At 59.3% G+C, this 14431-nt stretch carries 14 protein-coding genes and 1 tRNA gene; 11 read left to right on the forward strand and 4 right to left on the reverse strand.

Features of this window, described 5'->3' with window-relative positions; translation table 11 throughout:
* Nucleotides 1-113 precede the first annotated feature (113 nt).
* The 4 genes from KEC16_RS10635 to KEC16_RS10650 all read left to right on the forward strand — a co-directional run bounded on the left by KEC16_RS10635 (nucleotide 114) and on the right by KEC16_RS10650 (nucleotide 5180).
* Complete coding sequence (locus KEC16_RS10635; protein ID WP_211548642.1) at nucleotides 114-1244, forward strand: ATP phosphoribosyltransferase regulatory subunit; 1131 nt, start codon at nucleotides 114-116, stop codon at nucleotides 1242-1244.
* Between the two features lie 12 nt (nucleotides 1245-1256).
* Nucleotides 1257-2546 carry an adenylosuccinate synthase gene (locus tag KEC16_RS10640; protein ID WP_211548644.1) on the forward strand — a complete coding sequence of 430 codons (1290 nt, stop codon included), beginning with the start codon at nucleotides 1257-1259 and terminating at the stop codon, nucleotides 2544-2546.
* An 83-nt stretch (nucleotides 2547-2629) separates the two neighbouring features.
* Nucleotides 2630-4678, forward strand: a complete 2049-nt coding sequence (locus KEC16_RS10645; protein WP_211548646.1) for a protein kinase family protein — start codon at nucleotides 2630-2632, stop codon at nucleotides 4676-4678.
* A 10-nt stretch (nucleotides 4679-4688) separates the two neighbouring features.
* Entirely contained in the window at nucleotides 4689-5180 is a 492-nt protein-coding gene (locus tag KEC16_RS10650; protein ID WP_211548647.1) for an acyl-CoA synthetase, read from the forward strand.
* A 46-nt stretch (nucleotides 5181-5226) separates the two neighbouring features.
* Here the strand turns inward: KEC16_RS10650 and KEC16_RS10655 are convergent, their stop codons facing one another.
* The gene (locus KEC16_RS10655; protein ID WP_211548649.1) at nucleotides 5227-7278 is read right to left on the reverse strand and encodes a hypothetical protein; all 2052 of its coding nucleotides are present in this window, start codon (nucleotides 7276-7278) and stop codon (nucleotides 5227-5229) included.
* A 203-nt stretch (nucleotides 7279-7481) separates the two neighbouring features.
* On the opposite strand from KEC16_RS10655, the gene KEC16_RS10660 reads away from it, so the two are divergent.
* From KEC16_RS10660 to KEC16_RS10670, 3 genes are read left to right on the forward strand one after another with little or no spacing between them, the layout of a single operon-like run.
* Entirely contained in the window at nucleotides 7482-8639 is a 1158-nt protein-coding gene (locus tag KEC16_RS10660) for a hypothetical protein (RefSeq protein WP_211548652.1), read from the forward strand.
* Nucleotides 8636-9466: a hypothetical protein gene (locus tag KEC16_RS10665; RefSeq protein WP_211548653.1), complete on the forward strand. Its 831-nt coding sequence runs from the start codon at nucleotides 8636-8638 to the stop codon at nucleotides 9464-9466. The genes KEC16_RS10660 and KEC16_RS10665 overlap by 4 nt, the downstream gene beginning before the upstream one ends.
* Nucleotides 9467-9501: 35 nt before the next feature.
* A complete protein-coding gene (locus tag KEC16_RS10670) occupies nucleotides 9502-9684 on the forward strand; it encodes a hypothetical protein (RefSeq protein WP_211548654.1) in 183 nt (60 codons plus the stop codon).
* A 63-nt stretch (nucleotides 9685-9747) separates the two neighbouring features.
* Here KEC16_RS10670 and rpoH read toward each other — a convergent pair whose 3' ends face one another.
* Together rpoH and KEC16_RS10680 are read right to left on the reverse strand one after the other, a co-directional pair.
* Complete coding sequence (gene rpoH / locus KEC16_RS10675) at nucleotides 9748-10614, reverse strand: RNA polymerase sigma factor RpoH (protein WP_211548655.1); 867 nt, start codon at nucleotides 10612-10614, stop codon at nucleotides 9748-9750.
* A gap of 138 nt (nucleotides 10615-10752) precedes the next feature.
* The gene (locus tag KEC16_RS10680; RefSeq protein ID WP_249209071.1) at nucleotides 10753-11736 is read right to left on the reverse strand and encodes an RluA family pseudouridine synthase; all 984 of its coding nucleotides are present in this window, start codon (nucleotides 11734-11736) and stop codon (nucleotides 10753-10755) included.
* A gap of 48 nt (nucleotides 11737-11784) precedes the next feature.
* On the opposite strand from KEC16_RS10680, the gene KEC16_RS19835 reads away from it, so the two are divergent.
* The 4 genes from KEC16_RS19835 (at nucleotide 11785) to KEC16_RS10695 (ending at nucleotide 13209) form a co-directional block, all read left to right on the forward strand.
* Nucleotides 11785-12105: a hypothetical protein gene (locus KEC16_RS19835; protein ID WP_249209073.1), complete on the forward strand. Its 321-nt coding sequence runs from the start codon at nucleotides 11785-11787 to the stop codon at nucleotides 12103-12105.
* A complete protein-coding gene (locus KEC16_RS10685) occupies nucleotides 12102-12539 on the forward strand; it encodes a M67 family metallopeptidase (RefSeq protein ID WP_249209075.1) in 438 nt (145 codons plus the stop codon). The genes KEC16_RS19835 and KEC16_RS10685 overlap by 4 nt, the downstream gene beginning before the upstream one ends.
* Before the next feature lie 51 nt (nucleotides 12540-12590).
* A tRNA-Glu gene (locus tag KEC16_RS10690) sits at nucleotides 12591-12666 on the forward strand.
* A gap of 213 nt (nucleotides 12667-12879) precedes the next feature.
* On the forward strand, nucleotides 12880-13209 hold the full coding sequence (locus KEC16_RS10695) for a hypothetical protein (protein WP_211548658.1): 330 nt from the start codon (nucleotides 12880-12882) through the stop codon (nucleotides 13207-13209).
* 698 nt (nucleotides 13210-13907) lie between these two features.
* Here KEC16_RS10695 and KEC16_RS10700 read toward each other — a convergent pair.
* Nucleotides 13908-14219, reverse strand: coding sequence for a hypothetical protein (locus tag KEC16_RS10700; RefSeq protein WP_211548660.1), 312 nt, complete (start codon nucleotides 14217-14219; stop codon nucleotides 13908-13910).
* Nucleotides 14220-14431: the final 212 nt, after the last annotated feature.

Consider the following 14431-nt stretch of genomic DNA (forward strand, 5'->3'; position numbering starts at 1 on the left):
ATCGCTTTCACTGTTTTCCGTTTGCCCCTGTCGGGCAAACGCGATAAACCGGTCTGCTGTCGTGACCGGGGACGGTTGCGTTGTTCCGCCACCATGCCGATTTGCCGAATTTTATGAATGATTTCGCCAAGAACGCGCTGCTGCCCAACGGTTTGCGCGACATTCTCCCCCTGGATGCCGAATTCGAGGCGGACGTGGTCAGCCGCGTCTCGGCCCATTTCAGCGCCCAGGGCTATGACCGGGTCAAGCCGCCGCTGATCGAGTTCGAGGATACGCTGCTCGACGGTGTCGGCGCCGCCATGGCCAAGCAATGCTTCCGCGTTATGGACCCGGTGACCCAAAAGATGATGGGTGTGCGTCCTGACATGACGCCGCAGGTGGCTCGCATCGCCCGAACCCGTCTGGCCGGCTCGCCCCGGCCGTTGCGCCTGTCTTATGCCGGTCAGGTGTTGCGGGTGAAGGGCAGTCAATTGCGGCCCGAACGCCAGTTCGGCCAAGCCGGCATCGAATTGATCGGCATCGATTGTCCCGAAGCCGATGCCGAAGTCGCCATCTTGGCGGCGGAAGCCCTGGTTGCCTTGGGGGTGCCGGGCGTTTCCATCGATCTGTCATTGCCGACCTTGGTGCCGGCCCTCTTGTCCGGTCTGAACCTGGCCGAGGAAACCCTGCGCGGTTCGCTTGACCACAAGGACGCCGCCGCCGTGCTGGCGCTGGGCGGCGCCGCCGCCGCGCTGCTGTCGGCCTTGTTGCAAGCCGCCGGTCCGGCCGAGCGGGCGTTGTCGCTTTTGGCCGGGCTGGAGCTGCCCGAAGCCGCCGCCGCCGAGCGTGATCGCTTGGCCGAGGTGGTTGGTCTGATCGCCGCGGCCATTCCGGAAGTGACCTTGACCATCGATCCGGTGGAAAATCGCGGCTTTGAATATCACACGGGCATATCCTTTACCTTGTTCGGTCAGAACATTTCCGGTGAACTGGGACGCGGCGGCCGTTATCTGGCCGGGGGCACCGAGCCGGCGACCGGGGCGACCTTGTTTCTCGATACGGTGTTGGCGGCGTTGCCGGGGCCGGTTGCGGTCCAGCGCGCCTTTATTCCGGTCGGAACGCCGCGCGCGCTGGCGCAGGCGCTGCGGGCGCAGGGCTGGGTGACGGTGGCGGGATTGCAGGCCGTGGCCGATAATGCGGCCGAGGCGAAAAGATTGGGGTGCGGTCATGTCTTGATGGCCGATGGCGTGAAGTCTGTGGAATAGGGATTAGGTAAGATGGCGAATGTTGCGGTGGTCGGCGCCCAGTGGGGCGACGAGGGCAAGGGCAAGGTCGTCGACTGGCTGTCCGAGCGGGCCGACGTGGTTGTGCGTTTCCAGGGCGGCCACAATGCCGGCCATACCCTGGTCATCAATGGCGTGGTCTACAAGCTGTCGCTGCTGCCGTCGGGCGTGGTGCGCGGCAAGCTGTCGATCATCGGCAACGGCGTCGTTGTCGATCCGTGGGCGTTGCTCGATGAAATCAAGCGCATCCAAGATCAGGGCGTCAACATCACCCCCGACGTCTTGAAGATCGCCGAGAATGCCTGCCTGATCCTGCCGTTGCATGGTCATCTTGACCGCGCGCGCGAAGAAGCTTCGGGGTCGTCCAAGATCGGCACCACCGGTCGCGGCATCGGCCCGGCCTATGAAGATCGCGTCGGCCGTCGGGCCATCCGCGTTTGCGATCTGGCCGACGACGCGGTGCTGGAAGCCAAGCTGGACAAGCTTTTGACCCATCACAACGCGCTACTGGCCGGTCTGGGGGCCAAGCCGTTGGACGGCGAGGAAATCTTGCGCCAGATCAAGGACGTGGCGCCGAAGATTCTGCCGTTCGCCGATGTGGTGTGGCAGCGTCTGGACGAAATCCGCCACACCAGGAAGCGCGTGCTGTTCGAAGGCGCCCAAGGCGCCATGCTCGACGTTGACCACGGCACCTATCCCTTCGTCACCTCGTCATCGACGGTGTCGGGCAATGCCGGGACCGGATCGGGCGTCGGCCCCGGCCAGGTTGGCTATGTGCTGGGGATTTGCAAGGCTTACACCACGCGCGTCGGCGCTGGCCCGTTCCCGACCGAGCAAGACAACGATATCGGTCATCTGATCGGCGACCGTGGTCATGAATTCGGCACCGTTACCGGTCGTCGTCGCCGGTGCGGTTGGTTCGACGCGGTGCTGGTGCGCCAAGCCGTCAAGGTCGGTGGCGTCAACGGCATCGCCTTGACCAAGCTCGACGTGCTCGACGGCATCGAGGAATTGAAGATCTGCACCGCCTACAAGTACAAGGGCGAGATCATCAACCATCTGCCGGCGTCGCAAAGCGCCCAGGCCGAGGTCGAGCCGGTCTACGAGACCATCGAGGGCTGGACCCAATCCACCCGTGGGGCGCGGTCGTGGGTCGATCTGCCGGCCACCGCCATCAAGTACATCCGCCGCATCGAGGAACTGATCGAAGCGCCGGTGTCCATGTTGTCCACCAGCCCCGAGCGTGAAGACACGATCTTGGTGAATGATCCTTTCGCGTCCTGACCGCGATGACGCTTGAGCCCGCGCCCATTGGCCCTTACAAAGGTTGACGGCGCGGGTTGGTGCTCACAGGGACGAACGCGAGAATGGCGGAAGCCGCTGAAGCAAATGGCGCGGAACTGGAAAGTGTGGCGGCCTCGGGGCAGCCTGGGGTTCTGCGCGACCGTTATACCATCCGTTCCAATCAACCGATTCCCGAGCTCTCGACTCCTAACGCCGAAGCCTTTGTCGCCGAGGATAAGCGCGACGCCAACCGCCAACTTTACGCCCTGATCTGCCGGCCGGAATTACCGCCGCGCGTTAACGTCATGCGTGCCTTGAAGGGCTTGCAGGCGCCGGGGCTGGTGCAATTGGTCGAATGGGGGGCGATGACCTGGCCGCCCCTGGGCCGCCAATGCATGACCGTGGTGTACGAACGGCCGGTCGGCAAGCGGCTGATGACCAATCTGCGCCAGGAATTCCGCCGCATCGACGAATACGAGATCGGTCGCAAGGTCATCGAGCCGCTGGTATCGGCGATCAAGGAATTGACCAATCGCGGCATCACCCACCGCGCCATCCGGGCCACCAACCTGTTTTACATGGATGACGCCGGCGAACGTTTGGCGCTGGGCGATTGCGTCTCGACGCCGCCGGCCTTTGATCAGCCGTTGTTGTTCGAAAGCGTCGAAGCCGGCATGGCCAATCCGGTGGCGCGCGGTTCGGGGACCTATTCCGACGATTTGTACGCGTTGGGCGTCACCATCGTCTTCTTGTTTCTGGGGCGCAATCCGGTCGCCCACATGGACGAAGAAACGTTGCTGAAGATGAAGATTCAGCACGGCTCTTACGCCACCTTGGTCGGCGAAGAACGGTTGCCGATGGCCCTGATCGAATTGCTGCGCGGTCTGTTGTGTGACGCCCCCGAACAGCGCTGGGATATCGAGGCGTTGGATTTGTGGTTGTCCGGGCGCCGGTTGTCCCCCTTGCAGCAACGGGTGGAAAAGCGGGCCGCCCGTGGTTTCCCGTTTAACAGCAAGGAATATTTCAATTGCCGTGAATTGGCCCAGGCCATGGCCCGGAATTGGGAGGCGGCGATCCCGCCGGTGCTGGAAGGCAAGCTGGAATTGTGGCTGCGCCGCGCCGTCGAGGACAAGGACCGGGCCCAGGTGGTTTCCGACGTGGTGCGCATGGCCTTGACCGGTTCCGGCGATAAGCGGTCATCATCGGATTTGATGCTGTGCAAGGTGCTTAACATCCTCGATCCCACCGCGCCCATTCGCTACAAGGGCTTCAACGCCATGCCCGATGGCTTTGGCTCGGCCCTGGCGGCGGTGATGGCACAAAAGGGCGACACCCGCTTGTTGGTGGAAATTATCCTGCGCGAGGTGCCGCGCTTGTGGTTCGAGGCGCGGCATTCCTATTTGCCTGATAATTCACTGATGGAAGGCAATTTCCGCGAGTTGAAGAATTATCTGTCGCAGACCGGCATGGGCTTTGGCCTGGAACGCTGCCTTTACGAACTCAATGACGCTTTGCCGTGCCAAAGCTCGCTGTTGGGGGAAGATTATGTCGTCGTGCTCAAGGAATTGCTGCCGGCGTTGAACGCGGCCGCGGCCAAGCGCGAGGATTCCAAGCAGCCGCCGGTGGACCGGCACATTGCGGCCTTCATGGGGGCGCGGGCACGCAGCGACATTGATCGCAACTTAACGGCGCTCAACGACCCGGACCCGTCAAAATCATTGTTGGCCCTGCTCAATATGTATGCGGTGTTCCAGTACCGGTTGGGGCCGGAATCGGTCCCTGGTCTGGCGGCGTGGTGCGGGGCCATGGTCGGCCCCGTCGTTGGCGCCTTTCATTCGCGTGATCGTCGCAAGGAATTGGAAAAAGACCTGCCGAAGATGATCCGGCGTGGCTCGATCGTCGAAATCTATAATCTTTTGGAAAATCAGGAAGCCCGCGAAAAGGATCACAACGAATTCGCCTGGGCTCAGGCGCAATATCAAGCGGCTGAGGAAGAGGTCAAGCGGGTGCAGACCGATGACGAGGAGCGGGCGGAGGAAGGTGACCGTACCGGCCGGCAGACCGCTTCGGTGATCGGCATTTTGATCGCCATGATCACCACCACCATCGTCGTTATCATGCGGGTCTGGTAGGGGCGCGGTCATGGCAAAGAAACCGATCTCGGCGGTCAAACAGGCGCAGGCGGCGGCCAAGGGTAAAAAAGGCGGCGGCGGCTCCAACAAGATCGTCGTGTTGATGATTCTGGCGGCGTTGATCCCGTTCTCGCTGCCCACCGTCACCTTGCTGTTTTTCTGCGGCTTGCCTACTTTAGGTGCTTGGGCGGGGGAAAAGGGCAAGAATAAATATGCTTGGCTGTGTGTCGGCGGTTTCAACTTCGCCGGCATCATTCCTTTCTTGTTTGATCTGTGGTTCGGCGTCCATACCCTGGACGAGGCATTGAACATGTTGTCCGACGCCAACGTCTTGTTGTGGGCCTATGGCGCGTCGGGGGCAGGCTGGGCCATGTATATTGTCACCCCGCCCCTGGTCAAAAGCTGGCTGGCCTTCACCACCGACCGCCGCGTCTCGGCTTTGAAATCGGCGCAAAAGCGGCTGATCGAGGAATGGGGGCCGGAAGTCACCAAGAAAGGGTGATTTCGCCGTATCGCTGACATGGGTCTTTCCCACACGGATGCGATCCCTAACTGAACAGGGACCCGATCAGGCAGATGGTCCAGTACAGGGCCATGGCGCCGCCGATGAGCATCAGGATCCGGCCGATGCTGTTGCGCCAGCGGAACCCAGCTCGCAGAGGGGTTCCGAACATTCCAAGGATAGAATGGACCGCGAAAGGGAATAGTAATACAGATGCGCCGACGCTGATAATGAAGATAACTTCATTTGAGCAGACAATCATGAGCGTAGCTAAGACAAATATGAGAATGACCTGCGTGCCGTTGTTGATGCTGTTCATTATGGTTGAATTATATTTAGTTTGCTCTCGTTGAGCGCTCATTTTTGATGTGTTGCCGATAATCAAGTGCCTTACATCGCCAAGATTATTTTTTATCATTGAGTATTCGTTCATTTCTTCTTTTCTAGCTGCCGTAGTTTCTAATTTTGCCGTATTGATTAAAAGTGGAATATTTTTATTAACATCTTGTTCATTGTTGTCTTTGCTCCTCTTAAGAAGAATAACTTGTTCTGTGCTCAAGCTAGTTAGCTCGTCGATGTAGTCGATCAGGGCTGCATTGATCTCCTGTTTCGAGGCGCTTTCGGCTGCGGCCGCAATAGCCACGTGTGCGATCTCTCGGGTCAGGGCCTGGTCGCTGGTGTTTTCCAACATTTGCTTCAATTGGTTCAGGCGATCGATTTCGTCGATGATTTTTTGCTGTTCAGCCGCCTGGATTTCCGCTGCGGCCACCGATTGCACCCCCTTGCGATGATGATTTGGCGATGGCACTTCTTCACCAGGGGGCGGAGCTTGATTGGTTTGCGCTGATGCGGCTGTAACGGGGGGGCTTCGCCACGGAGACGGCGTGACGAAAGACGCGACGAGCTTGGCCCATGGGGACGCTTTTGTTTCTAGCTGTGGTTTGTCGTCATTTGGGGCAACGGCGGAGGGGGCGCTCACCAAGAGCTTCCCTGAAGTGTCGATGGCCGCTTCCTGCGCCTTGCTGTCGGTCTGCGTATTTTTGTCATTTTGGCGGATGACCAACAGTTTGCTTTCCAAGCTCTTCACCGAGGCATCGATGACGGTTTCCAGCATCTTGCGCTCGGTCTGAGCATTCTTGGCGATAGACGTATCGGTGGCAAAATGTCTTGAGATACGGGTCAAGACGTCTTTGGTTGCTTCGCCGCTTTGGCTTTGTATGGCGGCCCTGGCAATGGCGTAAGCCTTCAGGTCCTTGATCATAGCCTTGTGAGCGGCTGTTCCCTTGTTCAATTCCGTCCGTTTATCCCTCAGTGATTGCTCGAGGGTCAGGAGGTTGGCCTCGGCAGCCTCTCGTTTCAGCACGGTTTGGTTGTATAAATTGATCTGGTGGGCCAAGGTATAACCCAGGGCGGCAAACAAGGTGATGGCCGGCGCACACAGACAAATGGCCAGAACCATGCCCCAGCGACGGGGGCCGCGGGACCAGAGCAGGGTGATGGCAAGGGTGACGATCAGTGTGCTGCCCGAGGCGATGGCCGCCAGTCGCAGCATTTTTATAAAGACGTCGGCCAGGGTCGGCGGGTGGACGGCAGATGCGCCTTTTGCCGTTGCCCCGTTGGCGATGGTCTGCCACTCGGTGGGAAGGATGGATTGGATCGTTTTTTCAAGCGATCCGTTCGCTAACTCCGAATAGGCCCAATAAAACGCCCCGAACAAGATTCCCAGCGTCAGCAGGATTTCCAGCAGGCCGACACTGATCGAGAACCATTTGCTTTTGTGGATGATGCCATCCGCCTCGGCGCACCAAATGGCCGAGGCTCGTTCAATATCCCACGGGTCCATGGCCATGGACCCGCTGGTGCGAATGGCCGCAATGGTGCTGCCCTGAGCAATGCTGTGGCCGATTTCTTCGCGTATCGGGGCTGGCAGCCACGTGCGCAAAGAAATGTCATTGAGCCGATCCAGCCGATAGCGGATGGGATCCAAAGGCGAGGTGCCGCGCAGGAAGGCCGTGATCGTCTGCCAGAAACCACGGGGCGTTTCCGGCTGTTGCGGTGCCATGGGAAGCGGGACGGTCAAAGAGGGGGAATTTTGCATGGAATCTCGTGCGGTGTGACGGCAGGACGATTAAAACTATAGGTTGATAATCGCACACAAATTACATGGAATTTTATTCACATGCACCATAATACCGTGTATCCATACCCTTGTTGATCCCTCTATGGGGGGGTGTGCGGGATATGATTGGTGGAATCGGGCGGACGCTGCATTATTATCAAACCTTTACACGTAAGGATTCCGTGGCGGATTATCGCCGTGGCGAGACTGACGCCCTGGCCGGCGAACCTGATGGCGGGGCTGCGGTCTTTACCGGTTATCAGCTCAACGTCATCAGTCGAACCCACACCGACATCACCGGCTATCTGAAAGATGCCGATATGGAGTTGGATGATCTGGGCGGGCAGCTTGCCGCTTTGAAGGAACGCAGCGCGTCCTATAGCGGCGACCGCGAGAATTCCTTGGCAGAGCGCCGCGCCGCCGAGGATGCGCTGCACGCCGCCAAGGGCGGCGGCAGTCCCGAATATCGCCACGCCAAGGAACATTCGGATACGGTCGAGGAACAGCTTAAAAGCGTGCGTCAGGCCGAAGGGGATCGGCCGCTGCAAAGCTATCTTGGCCGCAAATCCTATTTCACCTTTTTCGTGATCATTTTTGCCGCCGAGCTGCCGATCAATATTCCCGCCGTCCAGGCCATCTTTCGCGAAGCGCCGTTTTTTTCACTGATTGTCGCCCTGGCGTTGAGCGGAATCATGGTCTATTTCGCCCATACCCTGGGGCGGACTTTGCGCCAGCCACAGATCTTTACCGGGAGTCGGTGGCTGTTCTGGTTGACCGTGGTGTTGCTGGTGTTGCTATCGGCGGCGATGATCTTGTCCATCTATACGCTGCGCCAGCAATTCATCGGCGCCACCTTTTATGGTCGGCAGCAGACGGCGGCGGTCGAGGCGGGGTGGTTCTTCCTGGCGGTCAATTGCGCGGTTTACTTGGCTGGGTGCCTGGTGTCGATCTTCCATCATGACAGAAACCCCGATTACCAGCGCCTGACCAAGGAAAGCAAGGACGCCCGTGCGGCCTTTTTCAAGATCGAGCGGGCCTATAGCCAGGCGCGGCAAGGCCTGAATGACACTTTCGACGACCGTCAGCGCCGGCTGAACTTGGATAACCAACGGGTGGAATACGATATCGCCCAACTGAAAAATAAGATGGAAAGCAATAACAAGAGCCGCCGCCCGATGATCGAGATGGCGCTCAGTGTGCTGGCGGAACGCCTGACTTCGTATCAGGACGGCAACCGCAGCAAACGTTCGTCGATGCCGGTGCCGCCGGTCTTTGGTGTCGATCGCATCACCCGGCTCAAAGATGACATGCGCAAGGAATTCGAAGGAGGTGTGTCATGAGGGTGCGTTACCTCTTTGCCAGCATGACCGTCCTGTCCTGCGCTTTGATGGGTGGGGTGGAGGCCGGAGCTGCCGCGGCGCGAAAGAATGTCTCGCCCGCATTGGTCGCGCCCGAGCACGAGGATGGTGCGTTTTGCAAGTTCTACCGGGTCACTAATCCCAAGATAGTGGTGTTGATGATTGACCGCACCTTGCCGGTTACCAATGCCTCTGATCGCGAGGACGCCAAGGAAGCCATGACGCAAGCCTTGCTGATGACCGAAATGGGGCAACGCTTGCGCATCATCACCATTCGCGAGGATATCGGCTCCAGTAAAAAACTGTTCGACGATTGCCGTCCGGGGCGGCCCAAGGGGATCGCTTCCTTGTTTGAAGCTCCCGAAAATCCCGAAGATCTGAAAGTGGATGAGCCGGCATTTAATAATGCGGTCAAGGCTGCGGTGGACGCTGCCGTGGACGAACGCAATCGTCTGCAACAATCGCCGCAATCGGCGATTATCAACACCATCGCCAGCGTGGGGCGTCAATTTCAGGGGCGTCTGGCGGGACTGGTTCTGTCCTCGGACATGATCGAGGGACGGTTGGCCGATCTGACGCCGAAGCCGGATGCCGGGTTGGATGTCCGGACCCGTAATGGCTTGCTGGAAAAAGCCGCCGAGCTGGGACAAATCCCCCGTCTCGACGGCGTCATGGTCAAATCCTTCACCGTCAATCTGTGGGATCGCAAGAACCGGCCGGTTTTGTCGGATGCCACCGCCAAGGATCTTCGGGATTTTTGGATCGATTATTTCCGCATGGCCGGGGTTTCCTCGGTCACCATCAATTAACCCCACATCTCTTGTCAGCAACTGAGGATCGGATCATGGCCGATATGGAATTGGATGGCGACAGCCCGGAATTGGTGGCGTATCGCCTGAGCCAGGACGTGCGCGAACTGGAGTGGCGCTACCCGGAATCGGGCACACCTTATAACCGGAAGGAGTACCTGGACCTGTTCTCCGAGTGTCTGGAGGCGGTCAAGGGCAACCGCAAAGTCAAGGTATAGCCGATCGCTGCAAGACGGCAGGGCCGAGGAGACGCTTCATCGTCCCCTCGGCCTTGATCGTTTTCAGGCGGCGCTGCCGCAGATGGATTTTTGCAGTTTCTCGAAGGCGCGAACTTCGATCTGGCGGACCCGTTCGCGGCTGATGCCGTATTGCTGCGACAAATCTTCCAGGGTCGCGGGTTCGTCCTTCAATCGGCGCTGGGTCAGGATCGAACGCTCGCGCGCGTTCAGCGAATCCAGCGCGGTTGACAGCAATTTGCTGCGGATGCCGCGCTCCTCGCGGTCGGCCAGTTCGGTTTCCTGGCTTTCGGTGTCGTCGACCAGCCAATCTTGCCATTCACCATCGCCGTCGATACGCACGGGGGCGTTCAGGGAATGGTCGGGGCTGGCCAAGCGGCGGTTCATGTTGACCACATCCACTTCCGGCACGCTAAGCTTGGTGGCGATGGACGTGACCGTTTCCTGCGGCAGATCGCCTTCGTCCATGGCCTGCATCTGGCCTTTCAGCTTGCGCAGATTGAAGAACAGCTTTTTCTGCGCCGCGGTGGTGCCGATCTTAACCAGGGACCATGAGTGCAAGATGTATTCCTGCACGGCGGCCCGGATCCACCACATGGCATAGGTGGCCAAGCGGAAGCCGCGATCGGGGTCAAAGCGTTTGACCGCCTGCATGATGCCGACATTGCCTTCCGAAATCAGTTCGCCCACCGGCAGTCCATAGCCGCGATAGCCCATGGCGATCTTGGCCACCAGGCGCAAATGGCTGGTGATCAGGCGATTGGCGGCGTCCATGTCACCGTGTTCGCGATAGCGTTTCGCCAGCTGGTATTCTTCATCGGGGGCCAGCATGGGGAATTTGCGGATTTCTTGCAGATAGCGCGAGAGGTTGCCCTCGGGCGCCAGCGACAAGTTGCTCGGGATGGCCGTCATCTCTCATCTCCTCGTCCAAGGAGCAAAACGGTTGGGTCCTCCCACCAGCCGTCATGCTCCCGCGCGTCAAGCACAAGTGGTATCACATCTGCCTGAATAGGAGAATACCGGAGTTGACAGCTCAAGTATAATTAAAATTCATACAGCCTCTAAAATAGAAATCAACCAATTGAAATCATTTGGTAAATTGCTCTCAAACCTCAGTATTGCCCCAGAAACTGGATGGTTAAATCCGAGCGTCGCTGCATGCAATGCTTGGCGGGGGAAGGAGCTCAAGGCGTGCCGAGCTGAATCGGAGAGATGACGTAATTTGGCGCTGCGAGAGCGACCATAGGTCTGATCACCGACCAGCGGATGACCAATCGAGGTCATATGGACGCGGATCTGGTGGGTGCGGCCGGTGGCAAGCCGGCATTCCACCAACGATACGGTGCCGCCGGCCAGCGGGCGCAAAAGGCGATAACGGGTCAGCGCCGGCTTGCCGCCATGGCTGACGATGGCCATTTTCTTGCGGTCTTGGGGCGAGCGGCCAATATTGCCCTCGATCGTGCCTTGCGGCGGTGTCGGCACGCCCCAGACCAGGGCGCGGTATAGTCTTTCCAGGGAATGGCTGGCGAATTGTTCCGCCAGTCCGTGATGGGCGCGGTCATTCTTGGCCACCACCAACAGGCCGCTGGTGTCCTTGTCGATGCGATGGACGATGCCGGGGCGCTTCACGCCGCCGATACCGGACAACGAATCGCCGCAATGGGCCAGCAACGCGTTGACCAGGGTGTGGTCAGGGCTGCCGGGGGCGGGGTGAACCACCAGACCCGCCGGCTTGTCGATGACGATCAAGTCGTCATCCTCGTAGACCACGGTCAGATCCATGGCCTGGGGCAGGGGATCGGCGGGGCGGTCGGGCGGAATGGCGATAACAAAGTTCTGACCGGGTTTGACCCTGGCCGAGGCGTCCGTTATGGTCACCTCGGCCGCGCTGACCCGGCCATCGTCAATCAACCCCTTGATCCGGGTGCGCGATAGATCGGGCAGACGCGCCGACAACCATTTATCCAGGCGGGTGCCGGCTTCTTCGGCGCCAACGGCTTCGGGGCGTAATATGGTGTCGGCGTCATTGGTCAAGGCGGCGGTCTTTTCGTCATTGGTTTGTTTGGGATTGAATCTGAAGCGATGAAAGCGATCAAGGCCCTGGTGGCATTTATGGGTGTCTTGCTGGTTGGCGGATTGGCTCTGCTTGGGTGGGGTTTGTACTCCCAAGCCGGCAAAATCACCACAAAGCCCACGCGATCCAGCGTCGCTGCCGACGATTTTGGCGCGATTTCCGTGCCGTTGCCGGCTGGTTCGCGCATTGATCAGGTTCTGGTGGTCAGTGACCGCTTGGTCTTGCGGGTGATTGGCGGTGGGCCGGAACGGTTGGTGGTGCTTGATCCCGCCTCGGGTGCGATCACCGGCAGCTTCGTCGCCACCCCAGAAGCGCCGGTGCCGCGATGATTTTACAAATCGACGCCCAATTGACCAAACAGATGGTGGATGCGGCCGAAGCCGCATTCCCGGCCGAAGCCTGCGGCCTGATCATTGGGCGCGGCAAGGGACAGCTGATCCGCGTTACCCGAGTGGTGCCGGCTGAAAATCTGCTGGCCGAAACCCCGGACCGCTTCGAACTCGACCCGGCAACCCGCATCGCGGTGGAAAAGGACTTGCGCGACAGCGGCACCAAGGACCGCATTATCGGCCATTACCATTCCCATACGGACGGCACCGCCGAGCCCTCGGCCACGGATCGGGCCATGGCCTTCGAGCCGGAGATGGCTTGGCTAATCGTCGGTGTATTGGACGGTCAAGCGATTCAGACCCTGGGCCACCGCATGGATGAAAAGCGCGGCAATTTCCGCCCGGTTCCCCTGCGTACGCCCAAGGCAAAATAACCCTTGCATCCCCTTGGCGCATTCGGCATAAAGCCTGCCTTGCGCTTAGACGTCCCCATCGTCTAGAGGCCTAGGACACCGCCCTCTCACGGCGGTAACGGGGGTTCGAATCCCCCTGGGGACGCCAAGCGAATCAATGACTTAGGGCCGCCTTAGGGCGGCCTTTGTCGTTCTGTACGGAAATTATACGGAAAAGTCATTCCCGGAAGGTGGTGCAACGCCATCCTTCGGCGCCTGTCCCCGCGCGCGTTAGATGTGCGTACCAAGGTGCGAACCTTGCGATATGCTTTCCCGGTTATGCTAGGCTGGCAACACGCGCAACAGCGGTGCAGGTGCGGCGATGCCTCATCCCACCTTGAATAACCCGTTTGACCGGGCGGCAATCCGCAGGATGCTATCGCACGTTCCGCCCGATGCGATAAACCACCACGCCGAAATTGCGGCAGAGGCCACGCGCTTCCTGGAAATCGTTCACGCCCAATACGGGGAAGAGGGCGTGCGACGCTTTACCGAATTGGTGCGCGAAGAAGCCTTCGCAATGGCAAGAGAGAATGCTGCAAGACAGGGTAGCCAACAGCAACCCCGACAACGCGGCGGCGGTATAGCCCTGGTCATTTTGCTGCTTCTCTTCGGCGTAGGCTTGCTGTTGGGAGTTTCGCTCCGGGGTTAGAAGTAATTTAGCCCCATATTCGGCCCTCCCGACGACGGGACAGCCGTTGCCACCTCTCCGGGTTAGGAAGCTTCCCAGTTTAACCTAGGTGGGAAGCCGCTGGTTTCTGCTTCTCTTTTTTCTTGCGCGGCACTTCGGGGGCTACGGGTAGGCTGCGGGTCCACAATTCCGAGCTTAACGCCTCCCTTCGGCCCTGCCTTGGCGATACACCGCCCCCTTAGACTTTTCCGCACGCTCCGGATAAACTTAAAGCGAGCATTTGCGAGGAGATGGCAATATGAGGCGTGTGATTTTGGTCCTTGGCTTGGGTTTATCTGCATGCGCTCCAGCCCCCTATGGTTCATGGGCCGACAACTCAGCTGACCCAACATGTAGGTTTGAAGCCATTTCTCGTGCGGGGGGGTATGACAACTCCTACCGAACGGTGGTGGGGTCTGCAATGGACATGGGAATGCGAAGGCAGGAAATTTATACGGCCTGTATGCAGGCGAAGCCTGAGCAGCCCCCGGCAATTGATGTAAGGGCGCGGAAATGCCTGAAGGAAGATGGAACTATCATAAATGTCCCCCCGTCTTTTTGTACCCCGGCTGTCGGTAAGCTGATCGAATAAGCACCCTAGGCTCCCCGATGCCGTAAAGGTTGTGGTCCGCTGTCAGAGGCTACGTGGAATGCCGATGGTGGTGCATTGGCATCCAGGGTTAGATAAAATCTATGTCCATATCGGTCACGCCCAAGCGGCTGCACATACTTTGCCATTTTGCAGCAAGCATTGCTTCCAAGCGCCATTCGATATCGAAAACCTCTTGGGCTAGCCGGTCATAGGTGCGGCGATGCATGCCTTTGGGGCGCCTGGGGAATGGGAAGGACAAGCCCGGTTCTTCTCCAAGGCGCATGCGGATTTTATTGGCACGCCGGGCAAGCCGGTCATCCTCTCGTTCGGCCTGAACCGGATAGGTTAAGCCGTGACAGGCCCGGCAGGCGGTGGCACCGAAGACCCATAGTTTGACCACGGATCGACCACACATAGGGCAGCACAGGAAGGGCCGTTTCCCGCCGAAACGACAGGGTACCCATCGGACGGGAACCGCTATTTCCACGTCCCGCCAAGGGCCGCCATTGGTCCGGCTTCGGTCGGCAGGGACTGATGAACCGCCCCGGGTTTGCCGGAGGCCATTTGGTTTGAGTTACGCGGCCACGGGCTGGCGAGCCAGCATGGCGTAAT

This window comes from Magnetospirillum sulfuroxidans (assembly GCF_018224925.1).
In the GTDB taxonomy this organism is placed as follows: domain Bacteria; phylum Pseudomonadota; class Alphaproteobacteria; order Rhodospirillales; family Magnetospirillaceae; genus Magnetospirillum; species Magnetospirillum sulfuroxidans.

Excerpts from the sequence above, each read along its gene's own strand:
- KEC16_RS10635 (WP_211548642.1), top strand. The coding sequence starts at position 114 with ATGAATGATTTCGCCAAGAACGCGCTGCTGCCCAACGGTTTGCGCGAC.
- KEC16_RS10640 (WP_211548644.1), top strand. The coding sequence starts at position 1,257 with ATGGCGAATGTTGCGGTGGTCGGCGCCCAGTGGGGCGACGAGGGCAAG.
- KEC16_RS10645 (WP_211548646.1), top strand. The coding sequence starts at position 2,630 with ATGGCGGAAGCCGCTGAAGCAAATGGCGCGGAACTGGAAAGTGTGGCG.
- KEC16_RS10650 (WP_211548647.1), top strand. The coding sequence starts at position 4,689 with ATGGCAAAGAAACCGATCTCGGCGGTCAAACAGGCGCAGGCGGCGGCC.
- KEC16_RS10655 (WP_211548649.1), bottom strand. The coding sequence starts at position 7,278 with ATGCAAAATTCCCCCTCTTTGACCGTCCCGCTTCCCATGGCACCGCAA.
- KEC16_RS10665 (WP_211548653.1), top strand. The coding sequence starts at position 8,636 with ATGAGGGTGCGTTACCTCTTTGCCAGCATGACCGTCCTGTCCTGCGCT.
- KEC16_RS10670 (WP_211548654.1), top strand. The coding sequence starts at position 9,502 with ATGGCCGATATGGAATTGGATGGCGACAGCCCGGAATTGGTGGCGTAT.
- rpoH (WP_211548655.1), bottom strand. The coding sequence starts at position 10,614 with ATGACGGCCATCCCGAGCAACTTGTCGCTGGCGCCCGAGGGCAACCTC.
- KEC16_RS19835 (WP_249209073.1), top strand. The coding sequence starts at position 11,785 with ATGAAAGCGATCAAGGCCCTGGTGGCATTTATGGGTGTCTTGCTGGTT.
- KEC16_RS10685 (WP_249209075.1), top strand. The coding sequence starts at position 12,102 with ATGATTTTACAAATCGACGCCCAATTGACCAAACAGATGGTGGATGCG.
- KEC16_RS10695 (WP_211548658.1), top strand. The coding sequence starts at position 12,880 with ATGCCTCATCCCACCTTGAATAACCCGTTTGACCGGGCGGCAATCCGC.